The sequence below is a fragment of the Actinomyces sp. oral taxon 171 str. F0337 genome (assembly GCF_005696555.1).
Taxonomy (GTDB): domain Bacteria; phylum Actinomycetota; class Actinomycetes; order Actinomycetales; family Actinomycetaceae; genus Actinomyces; species Actinomyces oris_E.
This window is the reverse complement of sequence record NZ_CP040005.1, coordinates 1,626,705-1,644,633: the sequence shown is the minus strand read 5'-3', so window position 1 is coordinate 1,644,633 and position 17,929 is coordinate 1,626,705. Positions and strand designations below refer to the sequence as shown.

The 17,929-nt window shown below is 68.2% G+C and carries 11 protein-coding genes; 6 read left to right on the top strand and 5 right to left on the bottom strand.

The window, feature by feature from the left end:
- Positions 1-108: 108 nt before the first annotated feature.
- Entirely contained in the window at positions 109-1,776 is a 1,668-nt protein-coding gene (locus FBF36_RS07220; protein WP_009398096.1) for a DUF349 domain-containing protein, read from the bottom strand.
- Positions 1,777-2,070: 294 nt separating this feature from the next.
- Here FBF36_RS07220 and FBF36_RS07215 point away from each other — a divergent pair, with 294 nt between their 5' ends.
- The 5 genes from FBF36_RS07215 to FBF36_RS07195 are packed head-to-tail and all read left to right on the top strand — an operon-like array spanning position 2,071 to position 9,572.
- Entirely contained in the window at positions 2,071-3,705 is a 1,635-nt protein-coding gene (locus FBF36_RS07215) for an ABC-F family ATP-binding cassette domain-containing protein (RefSeq protein WP_009398095.1), read from the top strand.
- 59 nt (positions 3,706-3,764) lie between these two features.
- Complete coding sequence (locus tag FBF36_RS07210) at positions 3,765-4,580, top strand: MBL fold metallo-hydrolase (protein WP_034493358.1); 816 nt, start codon at positions 3,765-3,767, stop codon at positions 4,578-4,580.
- Between the two features lie 35 nt (positions 4,581-4,615).
- Positions 4,616-6,067, top strand: coding sequence for a histidine--tRNA ligase (gene hisS / locus FBF36_RS07205; protein ID WP_009398093.1), 1,452 nt, complete (start codon positions 4,616-4,618; stop codon positions 6,065-6,067).
- Complete coding sequence (locus FBF36_RS07200; RefSeq protein ID WP_009398092.1) at positions 6,064-7,860, top strand: dynamin family protein; 1,797 nt, start codon at positions 6,064-6,066, stop codon at positions 7,858-7,860. The genes hisS and FBF36_RS07200 overlap by 4 nt, the downstream gene beginning before the upstream one ends.
- Positions 7,857-9,572, top strand: coding sequence for a GTPase (locus FBF36_RS07195; protein WP_138137330.1), 1,716 nt, complete (start codon positions 7,857-7,859; stop codon positions 9,570-9,572). The genes FBF36_RS07200 and FBF36_RS07195 overlap by 4 nt, the downstream gene beginning before the upstream one ends.
- A 115-nt stretch (positions 9,573-9,687) precedes the next feature.
- On the opposite strand, the gene FBF36_RS07190 is transcribed toward FBF36_RS07195, so the two are convergent.
- The 4 genes from FBF36_RS07190 to FBF36_RS07175 all read right to left on the bottom strand — a co-directional run bounded on the left by FBF36_RS07190 (position 9,688) and on the right by FBF36_RS07175 (position 15,723).
- Positions 9,688-12,273 carry a DEAD/DEAH box helicase gene (locus tag FBF36_RS07190; protein WP_009398087.1) on the bottom strand — a complete coding sequence of 862 codons (2,586 nt, stop codon included), beginning with the start codon at positions 12,271-12,273 and terminating at the stop codon, positions 9,688-9,690.
- 305 nt (positions 12,274-12,578) lie between these two features.
- On the bottom strand, positions 12,579-13,460 hold the full coding sequence (locus FBF36_RS07185; RefSeq protein ID WP_034493353.1) for an ABC transporter ATP-binding protein: 882 nt from the start codon (positions 13,458-13,460) through the stop codon (positions 12,579-12,581).
- A 4-nt stretch (positions 13,461-13,464) separates the two neighbouring features.
- The gene (locus FBF36_RS07180) at positions 13,465-14,541 is read right to left on the bottom strand and encodes an ABC transporter permease (RefSeq protein ID WP_034493351.1); all 1,077 of its coding nucleotides are present in this window, start codon (positions 14,539-14,541) and stop codon (positions 13,465-13,467) included.
- Between the two features lie 6 nt (positions 14,542-14,547).
- Complete coding sequence (locus tag FBF36_RS07175; RefSeq protein WP_009398082.1) at positions 14,548-15,723, bottom strand: ABC transporter substrate-binding protein; 1,176 nt, start codon at positions 15,721-15,723, stop codon at positions 14,548-14,550.
- A 714-nt stretch (positions 15,724-16,437) separates the two neighbouring features.
- On the opposite strand from FBF36_RS07175, the gene FBF36_RS07170 reads away from it, so the two are divergent.
- On the top strand, positions 16,438-17,706 hold the full coding sequence (locus FBF36_RS07170) for an enterochelin esterase domain-containing protein (protein ID WP_009398075.1): 1,269 nt from the start codon (positions 16,438-16,440) through the stop codon (positions 17,704-17,706).
- The last annotated feature ends 223 nt before the right edge of the window (positions 17,707-17,929 follow it).

The following is a 17,929-nucleotide window of genomic DNA, read 5'->3' as shown; positions in this document are numbered from 1 at the left end:
CCCTGGGGACAGACGCACAGGCGCAGGAGAACGGGGGTCGACACCTGGTTCGGTGTCGACCCCCGCGCAAGGTTCACAAACGCACGGCGCCGTGAGACGGATCTCGGATCAGGCCTTGGCCGAGCGCAGCACCTGCTCGAGCCAGGCTCGGCGAGCTGTCAGAGCGGCCTCGGCCTCGGCGATCTTCTTGGCGTCGCCGGCAGCCTGGGCGGCAGCCAGGTCCTTCTCCAGGCCGGCGATCGCGTCCTGGAGCTGACCGGCCAGGCCCTCGGCGCGAGCCTTGGTCTCCGGGTCGGTGCGGCGCCACTCGGCGTTCTCGGCCTCGCGGATGGCGTCCTCGACGGCGCGCATGCGGCCCTCGATGCGGCGCACGGCTCCGCGGGGGACCCGCCCGGCCTCCTCCCACGCGTCCTGGATGGGGCGCAGGGCCTTCTTGGCGGCCTTGATGTCCTTGATGGGCAGGAGCGCCTCGGCCTTGGCCACCAGCGCCTCCTTGACCTTGAGGTTCTCGGCGAACTCGGCGTCGACGGCCTCGTCCTTGGCGCGGCGGGCGTCGTAGAAGACCTGCTGGGCGGCCCGGAAGCGGGCCCACAGTGCGTCGTCCTCCTTGCGGGAGGCGCGTCCGGCCTTCTTCCACTCGGCCAGCAGATCACGGTACTTCGCGGAGGTACCGGCCCAGTCGGTGGAGTTCTGCATCTCCTCGGCACGCTTGATGAGCGTCTCCTTGGCGGCCCGCACCTGCGCCTGCTTGGCGTCCAGCTCGCTGAAGAACTGGCGGCGGTGACGGTCGAAGGTAGTGCGCGCGTGGGAGAAGCGCTTCCACAGCCCGTCCTCGGTGGGACGGTCCAGGCGCGGCCCGCGCCGCTGCGCTGCCTTCCAGGACTCGAGCAGTTCACGCAGCTCGGCGCCGGAGTTCTTCCACTGCGTGCGGCCCGGGTCCTGCTCGGCGATGGCCTCAGCGCGCTCGACGATCGCCGTGCGCTCCTTGAGGGCCTGCTCCTTGGCGGCCGCACGCTCAGCGGATACGGCCTCGCGTCGCTCGGCGGCCACCGTCTTGAGCGCGGCGAAGCTGGCCCGTAGTCCCTCCAGATCGCCGACGGCGGCCGGTTCGTTCAGGGACTCGGAGATCGAGGACAGGGTCGAGTCGATCTCGCGAACGCTGAGCTGGGGCAGGCGGGTGGCGAACAGGTCGATGGTCGCCTTGAGATCCAGGTAGCGGCGCACGTAGAAGGCCATGGCCTCGGCGATGGGAGCATCGGGGAACTGGCCGACTTCGCGCTCGGCGCCACCGTCCTGGACGTAGACCCGACCCTCACCGTCGACGCGCCCCCACTTGGCGGCGTCCATGGCCTCCTGCGGGTCAACGGCCGGTTCGGCGGGCGCCGCGGGAGCCGCAGCCGGGGCGGGAACCTCGGCAGGAGTCGGTGTGGCGTCCCCCTGGGTGGCCTCTGCGGTCTCGGGCCTCTGAGTCTCCTCGGCAGGCTGCTCGGTCGGCACGGGATCCCCGGAAGCCGAAGAGACGGACTCGTCAGAGACGGCCTGCGCGGACTCCTCGGTGGGCCGGTCCGAAGGCTCGCTGGGCTCGGACTCCTTCGAGGCGGCGACGTCGGCCGTGGCGTCAGCCGTGGCGTCGGCCGCTACGTCGGTGACGGGGGAGGTGGCGGCTTCAGGCGCCTGCTCCATCGGGGTGGGCGCTGTCGACTCGTCAAGGCCGGTCGGCTGGATGGTCTGCTCAGTGTCGGGCTGGTTCCGCTCAGTCACGGGATGCTCCTTCATGGGTTGACGGGGAGGGAGCGGCGTGACCGCTCCGTTCCGTTCGCGCCCGGCTCTCAAGCCGGGTGGTGATGACGTGCCGTCGGAGGACGGCAGTGCCGAAAGTCTACGTTCCTGCCGGCTCCATTCACCATCCTTCGCCCCACTGATTTCAGTTGATTCGTTGAGCGCCGATGCCCCTCACAAGCGGGCCGGTGTCGGTTCCCTACGCCTCGTCGACGGCTGGCGCTGTTAGCATGTGACCATGCTCGCGTGACTCGCCCTTGTGCCCCCACCGCCTCATGTCAAGGACGAGTCATGCCTGCGATCTGCTTCTCCCACGTCAGCTTCTCCTACACCTCTGATCCCCTGCTTGAGAACATCAGTCTCACGGTCTCCGACCGCGAACGCGTCTGCGTCGTCGGCCCCAACGGATCGGGGAAGTCCACGCTCCTGCGCCTGGCCACCGGCGAGCTGTCGCCTGACCACGGGGCTGTCAGCATTCCCGAGCAGCATGGCCCGCCGGCGGCCGACTCGGAGGAGTCGACTGCCACGTCGATCGAGGGCTACCTCGACGCCGTCTGCGCTGAGACCCTGGAAGCGCTTGATCGTTTCGAGCGCATGGGCGAGGCCATTGCCCAGGCCGGAGCTGAAGCCGGCTCCCTCGCCGAGGAATACGACTCGTTACTGACCCGGCTTGAGTCTCTCGAGGCCTGGAACCTGCCTGCTCGACGGGCTGAGGCGCTCGCCGGGCTGGGACTGGGGCGCGTGGATACAGGCCGCCTCGTCTCCTCCCTGTCGCCGGGGCAACGGGCGAGGCTGGAGATCGCCGCTCTGCTTCTTTCAGCCGGTCAGGCGCTGGTGCTCGACGAGCCCACCAACCACCTGGATGCCGGTAGCAGCAGCTACCTGAGCGAGATGGTGGTGTCATGGCCCGGACCGGTCCTGTTCTCCTCTCACGATCGTGCCTTCATCGACGAGGTGGCCACCGCCGTCGTCGACCTCGACACAGCACCGTGGCAGGCACTCGCCACCGCCTCCGGGGACAGCGGCCCCATGGGTGCCTACCGGTGCGCGGGGCGATACAGCGACTACCTCGTGGAGAAGGCGTACGCCAGGTCGTCCCACCGCAGCCTTCACCAGCGTCAGCAGGAGCAGCGGCGCAAGCTCGCGCGTCACCGTCGCGACTCCGAGATGGTTGGGCACAGCGGGGCAGCGCCCCGGACCGAGGCCCGCATAGCCCGGAAGTTCTACGCCGACCGCGCCCAGCGCGTCTCCACCCGGCGCCAGACACAGGACGACCGTCGGCTGGAGGCGCTCGCCAGTACCGAGGTACGCAGGCCCCGCTCCTACGACCTGCAGCTGCGTCTGACTGAACCGGCGCCGCGAACAGGGATGGCGGTCTCGGCCCGGTCAGCCGCCGTACCCGGGCGCCTTGCACCGGTCACGGTCGACGTCATGGCCGGGGAGCACCTGCTGGTCACCGGCGCCAATGGGAGCGGCAAGTCCACGCTTCTGACCTGGATGGGTAGGCGGTCAGCACCCACGGAGGACTCCGTCGGCAGCCTCACGGTATCCGGTTCGGTGCTCCGGATACCCCAGCACCTGCCGCGTCTCGGCGACCCTGGGGTGGATGAGAACGTGTGGGCCGAGGGGATCGGGGACCGTGGCCAAGGCGCTCTGCACCCGCGCCTGTGGAACCGTCCCATCAGCGAGCTCTCCGACGGTAACCAGCGCCGCGTCCAGCTGGCCCTGGCTGCTGCTGCTGGGCCTGAGGTGCTTGTCATCGACGAGCCCACGAACTACCTGGACCTGGACGCCCTCGAGACGCTCGAGGCCGCTCTGAGGACATGGACGGGCACGCTCATCGTCGCCAGCCACGACCGCTGGTTCATTGAGCACTGGTGGGGGAGGCGGCTTCACCTTCGAACCAGCCGGGTCCTGTGGACCTGAGCAGCGCTTGGAAACGTATTCACACCAGGTACCAGGTGATCCAAGTTAGGGTGGGAGGCATGATCTTGGAGCGCACCATCGCACCCGTGTTCGCAGCCAACTGCTATGTCCTGGCCGCAGGCCCGGGTGAGCCCGCCCTCGTCGTCGACCCCGGAGCCGGCGCCGCCGGCGGCGCCCTGGCCCTGCTTCGCTCCCATCGGCTCACCCTGGGCGCCATCCTGCTCACCCACGGACACGCCGACCATGTATGGGACACCCAGACCCTCATCGAGGCGGCGCATGCCGAGGGCATGCTCGCCAGCGACGACTCCGTCGACGTGCCGGTCTACATCCCCGAGCGCGACCGGTACCGGCTCGAGGAGCCCGACATCACCACCGGCATCAGCGCCAACGGCATGACCTTCACCGACATGGCCGGTACCCCTTGGAGGCAGCCCGCCGATATCCGTCTCTTCCCCGGAGACGGATTCTCCCGCGCCGTCGAGCTGGTCCCCGGCATCGCTCTGCGCGCGATCCCCGCTCCGGGCCACTCGGAGGGCTCCACCCTGTTCTTCTTCGAGGCCCGCCTGGCCGACAACGCCCTACTGTACGAGACCGAGGTCATCGAGGACGACCCCTCCGCCGCGGACGAGGAGCACACCTACCTCATGGCGCTCGACGGCGACGTCATCTTCAAGGGATCCGTGGGTCGCACCGACCTGCCCGGCGGAGACCAGGTGCAGATGCTCGGCACTCTGCGGTTCCTGGCCAGCGCCATCGACCCGGCCACCGTCCTGCTGCCCGGGCACGGTGCAGTGACCACCATGGAGCACGAGCACCACGGCAACCCCTACCTCGCCGAGGCCAAGATCCGTGGAGGAGACCTCAAGGCCTGACGGCGGCGCGCAGGCTCGCTGCCCGTCATGACACAATGCGGACCATGGCACAGGTACGACAAGCCCTCTCCTCACTGTCCGGCTTCCCCGAGTGGCTCCCCGCGGGCCACATCGTCGAGCAGCACTTCGTCGACATCCTGCGCCGCACCTTCGAGCTCCACGGCTTCAGCGGCATCCAGACCCGCGCCGTCGAGCCGCTGAGCGAGCTGACGAAGAAGGGAGAGACCTCCAAGGAGGTCTACCTGCTCAACCGTCTGCAGGCGGATCCTGCCGAGTCCGAGTCCGAGTCCGAGACGGATCCGCGCAAGCAGCTGGGGCTCCACTTCGACCTGACAGTCCCCTTCGCCCGCTACGTCGTCGACAATGCCGGGCTGCTGACCTTCCCGTTCAAGCGCTACCAGATTCAGAAGGTCTGGCGTGGGGAGCGGCCTCAGGAGGGAAGGTTCCGCGAGTTCATCCAGGCCGATATCGACATCGTCGGTGACGGCGCCCTGCCGCTCCACCACGATGTCGAGGTCCCCCTCATCATGCACGAGGCGCTCAGCTCCCTGCCGGTGCCCGCGGTCACCATCCACGTCTCCAACCGCAAGGTCGCTCAAGGCTTCTACCAGTCGATCGGTATCGACACGGACCGGCTCATCGAGGTCCTGCGCGTGGTCGACAAGCTCGACAAGATCGGACCCGAGAAAGTGGCCGCCGAGCTTACCCAGAACGTTGGTGTCAACGCGCAGCAGGCGGCGCAGGCCCTCAGGCTCGCCACCATCACCGGAACCGATGGTCAGGACGTCTCCGGGCAGGTCCTGCGGGCACTGGCCGGCGCCGAGCCCTCCGAGCTCCTTAACGAGGGTCTGGCCGAGCTGACCGCCCTGCTCGAGGCCACCGGACGTCGCCGCCCCGGCGCAGTCGTCGCCGACCTCAAGATCGCTCGCGGGCTGGACTACTACACCGGCACGGTCTATGAGTCCTTCATGGCCGGCCACGAGGATCTCGGCTCAGTGTGCTCCGGGGGCCGCTACGACTCACTGGCCACCAACGGCAGGCGCACCTTCCCCGGTGTGGGCATCTCCATCGGCCTGTCCCGGCTCCTGGCCCGCGTCATCGGGGAGGGGCTTGTGGAGGTCAGCCGCTCCGTGCCCACGGCGGTGCTCGTGGCTGTGACCGACGAGGCCCACCGCTCGGCCTCCGATGCCATCGCCGATGCGCTCCGTGCCCGCGGCGTCAGCGCCGACGTGGCCCCCAGCGCCGCCAAGTTCGGCAAGCAGATCAGGGCCGCGGACAAGCGATCCATCCCCTTCGTGTGGTTCCCCGGCGCTGATGGCGCCCCTGACTCGGTCAAGGACATCCGCACCGGCGAGCAGGTCGAGGCCGACGCCACCACCTGGCAGCCGCCCAGTGACGATGCCGCACCACGGATCACCATCAGCCGGGTTGCGGCCTGCTCGCAGGCCGGTGGCGAGGACGGCTGCAAAGTCGACTCAGCCTCATGACTATGAGCCGGAGCGAGTCCAGCAGCACGCACAACGTCCAGCAGGCGACCAGGGCGCTGTCCGCCCTCCGCGACAGCCTGACGGCCTTGTCCTTGCCCTACGGCCTTCAAGGAACCGCCGCCGCCTCGGACAAGGCCACCCTCATCCGTGACCAGCTCGGTGACTACATCCTTCCCCGCCTGGCCAGCCTGGACGCTCCGCTGCTGGCCGTGGTCGGTGGCTCGACCGGGGCCGGCAAGTCGACTCTCGTGTCCTCACTCGTTCGCCGGCACGTGGCCAGGGCCTCCGCGATCCGTCCCACCACGCGCCGCCCCCTGCTGCTGCACGCACCGACCGACGCCGCCTGGTTCGACACCGACCGGGTCCTGGGCTCCCTCTCACGTCTGCGCGTGGATGCCGACGCTCCGGCGAGCCCGGCCACTGACCACACGCCGAGAGAGCTCGAGCTGCGATCCTGCGAGGGGCTCCCCGAGGGGCTGGCGATCGTGGACGCACCCGATGTCGACTCCGTGGTCGAGGACAACCGGGACCTGGCCGCGACGCTCCTGGCCGGTGCGGACCTGTGGATCTTCGTCACCACGGCAGCGCGCTACGCCGACGCCGTCCCGTGGGAGCACCTGCGGGCCGCGGCCGAGCGGCACATCACGGCTGCCATCGTCCTGGACCGGGTACCCGATGGTGCGCAGGCTGAGGTGGAGGCCGATCTGCGGCGCAGGCTCGCGGAGGCGAACCTGGCTGAAGCCCCCGTCTTCACGATTCCTGAAACGGCTCTGGACGACGACGGCTTCCTGCCTGAGTCCTGCGTCTCACCACTGCGCCAGTGGTTGGGAGCGCTGGCCTCCGACGCGGCCGCTCGCCAGGACGTCGCGCACCGCAGCCTGACCGGTGCCATCGGTGCCGTGCTGGCACAGAGCGAGCTGCTCGCCGTCGAGCTGGACTCCCAGGAGGCCGAGCAGGCTGAGCTGCATCGAGCAGCCACCTCTGAGCACGATGACGCACTTGAGCGCGTCATCGAGGCCACCGAGGACGGTTCCATGCTGCACGGTGAGGTGCTGGCCCGCTGGCAGGAGTTCGTGGGGACTGGGGACCTGTTCCGGTCCTTGGAGGTTCAGGTGGGACGGGTCCGCGACCGCATCACGTCGCTTCTGCGAGGGCGTCCGGCTCCGGCCAAGCGCGTTGAGCAGGCGATCGGCTCCTCCCTGGTCGAGCTCCTGGTCGCCGAGTCCCAACGGGCCTGCCTGGCCACGGAACGCTCCTGGAGACGCGCCGGCACCTCCCAGCAGGCCCTCAACCGGGCACTGGCGGAGGTGCCCACCCAGACCGGCCTTGAGGTCATAGCCGCGGCCCTCGTCCACGACTGGCAGCGTCAGGTTCTCACGCTCGTTCGAGCCGAAGGCTCCGACAAGCGGCTCACTGCCCGCCTGTTGTCCCTGGGGGTCAACGGTGCCGGAGTCGTCCTCATGATTCTCGTCTTCGCTCACACCGGCGGACTGACTGGGGGAGAGGTGGGGATTGCGGGAGGTACGGCCATCCTGGCCCAGCGGGTTCTGGAGGCCGTCTTCGGAGACCAGGCGATGCGCGGCATGACCAAGACGGCCCGGGAGGACCTCAGCAGGCGAGCCACTGGTTTGTTCGCCAACCAGACGAAGTGCTTCACTGATGCTCTTCCGGTCCCCAACCCCAGTGCAGACACGCTGCGAGAACAGCTTCAGGCCTGCCAGGAGGCGGCCACGTCATTGCGCGCCCTGCCGACTGCCCGCAGCAGCCGGACGGCCGGGAGGAGGGCCAGGTGACCACTGACCGTTCCGGCGCGTTAGACCTACCGCTGGTTCTCGAGGACCTGGAGAGGGCTGTCAACCTGGGCGAGCAGCTCGGTCTGCGTGACGAGCTCACTCAGGCCCGGGATGTCCTCGCGCAGGCCTCCCACCGTCGGCGTCTGGCGCCGGAGACCACGGTGGCCGCCCTTCTCGGGGCGACCGGCTCGGGCAAGTCCAGCCTCACCAACGCCCTGACCGGCTCCGAGGTGTCCCGTACCGCCCGTACCCGTCCGACGACCACCCAGCCCCTCGCCGTCGTCCCGGATACGGCTGTCGAGGCCGCTGAGCTGTTGGACTGGCTCGCCATCGGCCACAGGGCGCGCGTCGATGGCGGCTGGGCCCTGGGCGAGACCACGGTGCTGGTCGATCTGCCCGACATCGACTCCGACGAACCCGCGCACCGGGCCATCGCCCAGCGCATGGCGGGCAAGGTCGACGTCCTGGTGTGGGTCCTCGATCCGGAGAAGTACGCCGACGGCGTCGTTCATCGCGACTTCCTCATTCCCATGGCGGCGCATGCCGAGGTCATGGTGGTCGCCCTCAACCAGGTGGATCGGCTCGACCTTGAGAGCCGGGACGCAGTGCTTAGGGACCTGAGGAGGATCCTGGACCACGAGGGCCTTGGATCCGTCTCCGTGGTTCCCGTCAGCGCCCGCACCGGAGAGGGCGTTGAGAATCTGGCACACGCTGTGGCCTCGGTCGCCTCGAACAGGCTGGCCAGCGCTCGAAGCCTTGTCGCCCACGCCCGGCGTGCAGCCGGTGACATGGGAGAGCGGACAGGGCTCATTGCTCCACCTGCTCCAGCTGCAGGTGAGCCGGTCCCGGCCGCTCAGCAGACGCCGCAGGTAGGTCAGCCCCTGCACGCGCTCCGACAGGCGGCCGCGAGCCTCGCCGGAGTCGACGTCGTCTCGCAGGCGGTCGAAGGATCGGACCGTCACCGGGCACATACCCGCGTCGGCTGGTTCTGGCTGCGGTGGGTCGCACACCTGCGACGTGACCCGCTCCGAGCCCTCCACCTGGGAACCAGGCGCCCACCTGCACCGGGGGCCGGAGACGGAGAACGGCTCGATGGGGGCACGGTGCCCGGTGCCATCGACCTCAGCTCCCTGCCCCCCGCAGGACCTGCAGCAACGGGCAGGCTGCGCAGCAGTGCCCACGTCTATGCCGTGGCGGCCTGCTCCGGACTGCCCGGTGACCTGGCCGCTCAGGCCGTTCTGCGCAGCGACGAGCGTGCTGAGAGCCTCGCCGAGCCTCTGGATCTGGCTGTGGCCGCGGTGGACTACGGGGGCTGGAAGCGCCCGGCCTGGTGGCGCGTCGCGAACGTGCTGCAGTGGGTGACCGCACTGACGGCACTGATCGGTGGGCTGTGGCTGGTGGCTATTCACGTCCTGGAGGACTACCTCCTGATCATCAGCATCGACGTTCCCCGCTGGGGGGGAGTTCCCTGGCCCACCATCCTCCTGCTCGGAGGTCTGCTGCTCGGACTGGTCCTGGCAGGTCTGGGAACGTTCTTGGCCCGCCTTCAGGCCAGGCATCACAGCAGACGGATCATCGACCGCTTGCGCCGTGCCACCGATGAGGTCGTGAACGTCAAGATCGTCGAGCCACTGACGGCCGAGACCAGCGGATGGACCGAGCTGGCGCAGGTCCTCCACCGGCTGGCCGCCCATTCCGACTCGCGTGAGTAAGACAGCTCCCACTCGGAACGGACACCCGGATTGGACACCGGGGCGGGCATACGACGGGGCGGGGTGACACGTATGTGGTCATCCCGCCGCCGCGAGTGTGGATGCTGTGAGGCGTTCAGCGGTCGCCGCGCCGGCCGCGGAAGCCGCCCCGGTTGCCGCCGAAGCGGTTCTGGTTGCGCTCACTGTAGCCATGGCGGTCGTCCCGGTAGCCGTCACGGTCGTAGCCGCGACCACCCCGGTCCTCGCGCCGCCCGCGGAAGCCGTCCCGGTTGCCACGGCGGTCCTCCCACCGACGGTTGTCACGGCGGTCCGCACGGTCCGAGCGGTCGTAACCGCCCCTGCCGCCGCGCCCGTCACGGTCCTTCCAACCGCGCTCACCGTCATCACGGCGGGGGCGGAAACCACGGTCCGGCCGTTCGCCGCGCTCACTGCGGTCCTTGCGGTCGTCCCAGTCACGCCACTTGGGACGGCGCTCTGCGCCGTTGGGGCCGGACCAGCCGTGACCCGGCCCCTCATCGGGGCGGATCCGCAGCTCGCGGCCGGCAAAGGTCGCCCGTCCCATGACGCTCAGCTGCTCGGGGCTGAGTTCGGCGTAGATCGTGACCAGGGAGAAGGACTGAAGGATGTCGATCTTGCCGATGTCGGAGCCCTCGATCCCGCCCTCGTTGGCCAGGGCGCCGACGATCGCGCCGGGAAGGACCCGGTCTCGGTGCCCCACCTCGACACGGTAGACGGTCCCAGGGCCCTCGTGCTCGCGGCGTCCGGAACGCGTGGCCGAACGGCGCCCCTCTCCCCGGTCGCCCCGGTCGCCACGACGGTTCTTCTCGCGCCCACCTTCGAAGGATGCCGACAGAAAGGTCCCCTCGGAGTCGAGGTTCTCCTCCCTGCGGGCGCGCTGGGGGCGCTCACCGCCACGGTCCTCACGCCTGCGCGGGCCCTCATCACCCACGGCCAGGGCCAGCAGCGTCGCCGCCAGCTCCTCAACGTCAATGTCCAGCTCCTGGGCGCAGTCGGTGACCAGCGGCAGGTACATGTCCAGACGACCGCGCTCGTGACGCGCGGCGGCCTTGGACAGGAGCTTGCGAGCGCGGTGCTCGGAGACGTCCGCGGGGGAGGGCAGGGTGATCTCCTCCAGACGGCTGCCGGTAAGGCGCTCGATCTGGCGGAGCTTGCCCTTCTCCTTGGGGGTCAGGAAGGTGACGGCCTCACCGTGGCGGCCGGCGCGGCCCGTGCGGCCGATACGGTGCACGTAGGCCTCGGCCTCACGGGGCACGTCGAAGTTGACGACCAGTCCGATGCGGTCCACGTCCAGCCCTCGGGCGGCCACGTCGGTGGCCACCAGCACGTCAAGGGTGCCGGCGCGCAGCCGCTCCACCAGACGCTCGCGCTCGCGCTGAGGCACGTCACCGGAGATCGCGGCTGCCTGGATGCCCCGGCCTGCCAGCTCGATGGCGACGTCCTCGGCCGTGGACTTGGTCCGTACGAAGACGATGGCGGCCTCGGCGTCGGTGACGGCCAGGACCCGGGAGACGGCGCCGATCTTGTGGCGGAAGGGAACCACCGCGTAGGTCTGGTGGACGGTGGCGACGGTGGAGGCCGGCCTGGAGACCTCTACCTGAACGGGTTCGTGGAGGTGCTGGCGCGCCACGGCCTGGATGGCCGGAGGCATCGTCGCGGAGAACAGGGCGGTGCGCCGATCAGTGGGAAGGGACTGAGCAATCGTCTCGACGTCCTCGGCGAAGCCCATGCGCAGCATCTCATCGGCCTCGTCCAGGACGAAGTAGCGCACGTCGTCGAGCTGGAGCGCACCCTTGTCAATGAGGTCGATGACGCGTCCGGGAGTGCCGACGACGACCTGGGCGCCGCCCTTGAGCGCGCCGATCTGAGGGCCGTAGGGGGCGCCGCCGTAGACGGCCACCACGTCCAGACCGCGGGAACGGGCGGCCATATCGGTGATGGCCTCGGCGCTCTGGAGCGCGAGCTCACGGGTGGGGGCCAGGACGAGTGCCTGGACCACGCTGTCACGGGAGTCGACGGCGTCGAGCAGCGGCAGACCGAAGGCCGCCGTCTTGCCGGTTCCGGTCTGGGCGACGCCGACAACGTCTCGGCCGGCCAGCAGGACCGGGATCGCCTCCTTCTGGATGGCGGTCGGCGTCACGAAGCCCATGTCGGTGACGGCCTTGAGCAGGTCCCTGGGAAGACCCAGGTCGGTGAAGGTGATGCCTTCGTCCTTCTGATCCGCCTTCACCTCGCCCTTGTCCCGGTTGTGCGGGGACGGGGCGTGCTCGTCGGCGTGCCTGTGGCCATCGGTATCAGAGTCGCTGTCGATGAAGGGGGTGTGGCCGTCGACCTCGTCCTCATCGATGTCAACGCCGTCGTCCTCATCGGAGTCGTCAATGCCGTCCTCCGGGTCGGCCTCGGGGCGGTTCTGGTCGACGTCGTCCGCCTCGTCCTCGTGGTCGACGTCCTCAGGGTCCTCGGGGGAGTCGGAGGAGGCGGGGGTGGCGAAGTCCTCAGGGGAGGAGTGAGCGTCGTCGGAGTGGTGCGGCGCGACAACGGCGTCGTCCTCATCGGTCCTGGCCGGCCGACCGCCGGAGAGCTCGGCGGAGAAGAGCGCGTCGAGACTCAGAGGGCCCTTGCTGTCGGTGCCCTGGGCATCGTCGGAGGCGCCGGGCACAGTGCTGCTGGAGGAGGTAGTCATGAAGTTTTCCCATATCTGTCCCCGTGAAGATGGTGGGGACCGCGGCGGAGTGTGGGGGAGGACCTTTTGTCCTCCGCTCTTTGCCGTACCTGGCCCACCACACTCGCCCCGCACCCGGACTGGCCGGGTGACTCATGGGCTAACACGCACAGACTCACGGGATGCTCGTGCCGCACACCGGGTGCGGCAGGACCCGAACGGGGTCAACAGGGCACGGATCGCTCCTGCGCCCAGGCTACGTGAGAATCGATGGCACTCCGCGCTCCACGGGCTGGATCACAGGTGAGGTCGGTCTCGTGGCCCGTTCACCGCCCCAGCAGGCTGAGGATCTTGTGACGCAGCCGGCGGACCTCGTCACTTGACTCGTCGCGCTGGGGCACCTCAATGTCGGCGACGATGCGCGCGGGGCGCTCGGACAGGACGACCACTCGGTTGGAAAGGCGCAGGGCCTCGTCGACGTCGTGGGTGACCAGGACGGCCGTGAAGCGTTGAGACTCCCACAGCTTAAGGATCTCGTCCTGAAGCTGGAGGCGTGTCAGGGCATCGAGCTTGCCCAGGGGCTCATCCAGGAGGAACAGCCGGGGCCGGTTGACCAGGGCCCGGGCCAGCGACGCCCGTTGAGCCATACCGCCTGAGAGCGTGGCGGGGTAGGCCTCGGCGAAGTCCCGCAGCCCCACGATCTGCAGGGCGGCCTCCACTCTCCGCTGGTCGCGCTCCCTACGGTTTCTCGCCTCAGGGCCCAGGGCGACGTTGTCCCGCACGGTCCTCCAAGGCAGCAGAGTGGCGTCCTGGAACGCGAGCGCGCGCAGGGGCGAAGGTCCGGTGACCTGCTTGGAGTCGACGGTGACGCGGCCCTCGACAGGCTGCTCCAGCCCGGCCAGCAGTCTGAGGATCGTGGACTTGCCGCACCCGGATGGTCCCACCAGCGAGACGAATTCGCCGGGGGCGACCGTCAGGTCGATGTCGTCGAGCACGGGGAGCTGATTCGGCTTGGCGGTCTCTGCATCATAGCGCGCCCTCGCAGCGGGGGAGACCTGGCGCAGCAGCAGATGGAGCCATCCGTGCTCCAGGTCGTGGAACAAGGGGTAGCGGTGGGACACACCAGTGAGCTCGACCTGTGCGCCTCGGGGGACTGACGGGGGCGAGACCTGCGGCGTGACGGCAGCCGTTGTAGAACCAGCAGACATCGGTTCACCACCTCACAAGGTTCTGCTGCCATGCCAGCAGCGAGGAGCGGATCTTGAACAGCAGGACCATGAGCGTGCGGCAGAAGGCCACCAGGATGACGAGGCCCACGTACATCCGGGGGTAGTCCGCCCATCCCTTGACCCAGTTGATGTACCAGGCCAGGCCCTTGTCGACGCCGGTCAGCTCGGCGGTCATAAGAGCGGCGAGCGAGGTGCCCAGGCCTGTGAACAGGCCGGTGAGCATGTCCGGTAGCGCCGAGGGCACAGCCACCCGTCTGATGAGGAAGAGCTCATCTGCTCCCAGTGTGCGGGCCATGTCGATGTAGTCGCGGCGCACGGAGCGCACGCCCGCGCGGGTCATGGTCGCCATGGGGAACCAGGCTCCGAAGCCGACGATGAAGGCTGCTGAGGCGTATGTCGTCGGAAGCAGCAGCAGCGCCAGCGGAAGGAGCGAGGCCGCAGGAACCGGGCCAATGGTCTGAAGGAGCGGATGAAGCCAGTAGTCGGCGCGCCTCGACCAGCCCATGAGCAGTCCGGTGAAGAACCCCAGCACCGATCCAGCCGTGTACCCGATGATGAAGAGCATCGCCGAGGCGCCCAGGCAGCTGAGTAGCAGCCTCCAGTCACCGAGGAAGGAGGCGATGAGTACTTCTGGGGCGGCGAAGTACGGGGGTGTGAGCAGTCCGAGCTTGGATGTCGTCAGCTGCCAGACGATGAACCATGTGCCGGCGGCGTTGATCCAGGGCAGGAAGTGCGTCAGCGACGTCGCGGCTGAGGAGGCCGGTCGGACCCGTGCTGTGAGTGTCCAAGCGATCAGGGTGATCAGCCATGTCCCGGCAAGGACTGTGACTGGAGTGGTGGACTCCTTGCGGAGAAGGTCTGCCTCCGGCAGGGCAACGATGATGACCAGGTAAGCCAGCCACAGGAACAGTGCTGTGGTGCTCGCAAGAGAGCCTGTGCTGGAACGGCGATCGTCTGGTGCGCTCCGCCCGGATGTGGAGGAGTGCGGTTGTTGATGCCCGTCGTCGATGGGCTTGACGGATGTGGTCGATGTGGTCGTGGGTCTCACCTCAGTGGGCATGGTCAGTCAGTCCTTGATGCCGAGGTCGGCGACGACGGTGTCGGTCAGCTTCCGGGCGGAGACGTCGGATGAGATGAAGCCGGTTCCCTTAAACTTCTCGATGCCGGGTTCGATCGCGGCTCGGAACCTGGAGGCCGAGGCATTGAACCCGTATGTCTTGAGCACTCGGACGACGACGTCCTGGTCCGCGGCGACGTAGTCGTTGTCGACCTCGATCTTGGCGATCTCCTCGATGTGGTCGGGCACGTAGGCCGAGCCCTTCAGCCATGCCTCTGTCAGAGCCTTGGCCTCCTTGGGCTGCTGACGTACGAAGTCCCCGTTGAGTGCTACCGAGCAGCAGAACTCCTCAGCGTCGTTGTTGGCCAGCTCTCGGGCTTTACCCTTGAAGACGGGAAGCAGCGGCCCGGGGTCAGAACCCATGACGGCGTCCACCTGGCCGTCAGTCAGTGCGGTCCCCAAGGAGTCCGCATCGATTGTGCGCCACGTGATGTCACCTCCGTCCGGGTTGACGTTGATGCCGGCCTCGGACAGTCCGATCGCGAAGTAGGCGAAGGCGGATGACGACAGTGACGGCACGCCGATGGTGGCGCCTTTCAGATCAGCCAGCTTCTGATACGGGGAGTCCTTGCCCACCACCAGGCGCAGGCAGCCGGCGTGGAGCCCTGCGGTGAGTCTGGCGTTGAGGCCGTTGTAGATCGGCTCCAGCCAGGAGAAGAAGATTCCCGGAGCGCCAACGTACTTACCGGCGCCTACGCCGTCCTTGGTGTCCTCGGTCTGCTGGGTGCGTGCCAGCGTGACCTTCAGCCCCGCATCGTCGAAGAAGCCCTGGTGGTAGGCGGCGTAGAGCGGTGCGGCGCAGATGTCGCCACCGATCACCAGGGGGAGTGCCTCGTGGGCCCCGATCACTCCCTGGTTGGTGCGTCGAATCGTCAGGAACGCACTGGTACCGACCACGGCAGCGGCTGCGATCCCCCCAATCGTGAGCAGCGTGCGCCGTGAGGGCATACCGCGACGCGTCTGGTCCGTCTCATTGGCGTCAGGGTCATCGATGCCGTCATCGGCTGCCAGGATTGCGGCGGCGTTCTCAGCCGTGACCTCCTGAGAATCCACAACCTCGCCGTCCGGTGGAACGGAGGACGAGGAGTCGGAGGACTGGGGCCGGTGGGAGGACGAGGAGGACATGGACATGGTTTCTCCTGTGGTGGTGGGAACGAGCCTCAATGTGCACGATGGAAGCGTCCCCGTGAAAACGGTAGAGGAGGGGCAAGAGAAGCCCGTGCACAGTGAGCTGGGCAGGCGCGACGCGACCTCAGATCAGGACCTGCAGAAAGGCGTCCCTGTACTGTGACGAGTTGAATGTGGCGACACGGGAGCCTGGGAGGTCATGACCGATCATGGTTCTCGGCCGGCGTCAGAGCTGTTGTGAGGGGGCTTCGCGCTTCCCGGGCCGGTCCGGCCCTGGGAGAGGGGAAGGAATCAACAGGGGCGACAACAACGCATCTGCGCACCACACATGACCGCGAGCGCCTGTGCGCCTGGAGCGGTTGTGGCCGTAAGAACGATGTGCGCCATGACCGTTACCCTACGCCACTCTCCCCGAAACAATGCAAGCCTGCCATCCGTCTCATCATGGGAGCGGCCCATCGCCGGATCACTGCCGAACCGATACCGGCGCGCTGTAGAGTCGACGGCGTGAGTGACGTGCGTGGCGATGAACCGCATGCGCCGCAGGCACGGTGGAGGCAGCTGGTTCCAACTCCTGTGGCCCAGGACGGTGGTCCGCTTCGCACCACCCCGGTGTGGTGGCCGCCTGCTCCCAGCGATGCCGGCCTGGCTGCCGTTGCAGCCTCTGGTACGCCCGTCCTAGGAGACTCGCACGTCGTCGACGGGGTCGAGATGGTGGAGGCGACCTTCCTGTGGCGCGACGACCAGCAGCACGGCGCTAGTCCCAGCGTTCTCATCCATCTCAACACCCTGACGGACAACCATCGCACCCACATCGCTCCGGCGATCGCCGCCCGGGTCCCCGGAACCGGCTGGTGGGCGCTTCACATACTGCTGCCCCAGGATGCTCTTCTGGGCTACCGGACCGTCGTGACCCGTGACCCGCTCCCTGACGACGCCGGCGCCCAGCGCGAGTCCTGGAAGCGCGTTCACGCACTGGGGCGGCCGGACCCCTTCAACTCCGACAGTCTGCACGACGGCTTCGGCCTCGTCTCCTCGATGTGGCAGGGGCCCAAGGCCCTGCTGCACCCGGACTGGAGGATCAGCTCGGACGCTCCGACAGATCGGGCACCCATCTGTCCCCGCGGTGAGCGCGACGGGTACGACATCAGGTTCGACCTGGAGGACGCGGCGCTCAGGGACTTCGATGAGCCGCACGATCCCAGGCGCCGAGTCACGCTGTGGCGCGGGTGCCGTGTCCCGGAATCCTCTGGTGGGCGGTGCGAGCGCGGCCTACTGGTCCTGCTCGACGGCAACATCTGGCGCGGTAACGACGCCGTCGATCACCTGGCTCCCAGATCCAGCCGCTGGGATCTGCTGCTCATCGACTCCGGCGGCCTGGCGATGCGCTCGCGCGACCTGTCGGATCCGAGGCGCAGCAGAGAGCTGCTCCGCCGTTGCCTGCAGGCGGCACGCCGAGCGACCGGCGACAGGGACAGCGCGACCGACTCACCATCTGACGGCGGTGGTGAGTACCTATGGCCTCCGCAGCGGATCGTGGTGGCCGGTCAGTCCTTGGGAGGGGTCGCGGCAGCCGACTTCGTTCTGCACCGTCCAGAGCTGGCCACCCGCGCGGTTGTCCAGTCCGGCTCCTTCTGGCTCGGCTCGGATCATCGCGGCGAGGGTGAGGGGGATGTACTGACCTGGCTGCGCCGTCGTGCTGAGACGCGGAGGACCTCAGCCGGATCGTGGGAGCAGGAGGACCTGGATGCCCACAACGGCGGCAGTCTGAAGGCTCGGATGGTGGTTCAGTGCGGAGTCCATGAAAGCGGCCTGCAACGTGCTGCTCGAACAGCGGCGGCGCTCCTCAAGGCGGAGGGGACGCTCATCGAGTACTGGGAGGAGCGCGGCGGCCATGACTACGCCTGGTGGCGTCACGGTCTGTCGTGGGGACTCGATGCTCACGAACAGGATCTGGATCTGAGCGACCGGACCACCTGAGCACGCTCTCGCTTGTGATTGTCGTCGAAGAGAGAGGCGTGGCAAGGACCTGATCTGCTGCACAGAAACCGTAACTCAAAAGAAATCTTGGCCACAACAGGATCACGCATCCTGATTTATCGTTACCAACGCTCGAGTTTCCCCAAGAATTCCGGTCCAGAATGATCTCATCCCGACCGATCGTAGGTTTACCTGTATGTATACTTAACCCGGAAGCGACAAC

Bases quoted from the DNA above. Each gene is read 5' to 3' on its own strand.
- FBF36_RS07220 (WP_009398096.1), bottom strand. From the start codon at position 1,776: ATGAAGGAGCATCCCGTGACTGAGCGGAACCAGCCCGACACTGAGCAG.
- FBF36_RS07215 (WP_009398095.1), top strand. From the start codon at position 2,071: ATGCCTGCGATCTGCTTCTCCCACGTCAGCTTCTCCTACACCTCTGAT.
- FBF36_RS07210 (WP_034493358.1), top strand. From the start codon at position 3,765: ATGATCTTGGAGCGCACCATCGCACCCGTGTTCGCAGCCAACTGCTAT.
- hisS (WP_009398093.1), top strand. From the start codon at position 4,616: ATGCGGACCATGGCACAGGTACGACAAGCCCTCTCCTCACTGTCCGGC.
- FBF36_RS07200 (WP_009398092.1), top strand. From the start codon at position 6,064: ATGACTATGAGCCGGAGCGAGTCCAGCAGCACGCACAACGTCCAGCAG.
- FBF36_RS07190 (WP_009398087.1), bottom strand. From the start codon at position 12,273: ATGACTACCTCCTCCAGCAGCACTGTGCCCGGCGCCTCCGACGATGCC.
- FBF36_RS07185 (WP_034493353.1), bottom strand. From the start codon at position 13,460: ATGTCTGCTGGTTCTACAACGGCTGCCGTCACGCCGCAGGTCTCGCCC.
- FBF36_RS07180 (WP_034493351.1), bottom strand. From the start codon at position 14,541: ATGCCCACTGAGGTGAGACCCACGACCACATCGACCACATCCGTCAAG.
- FBF36_RS07175 (WP_009398082.1), bottom strand. From the start codon at position 15,723: ATGTCCTCCTCGTCCTCCCACCGGCCCCAGTCCTCCGACTCCTCGTCC.
- FBF36_RS07170 (WP_009398075.1), top strand. From the start codon at position 16,438: ATGGTGGAGGCGACCTTCCTGTGGCGCGACGACCAGCAGCACGGCGCT.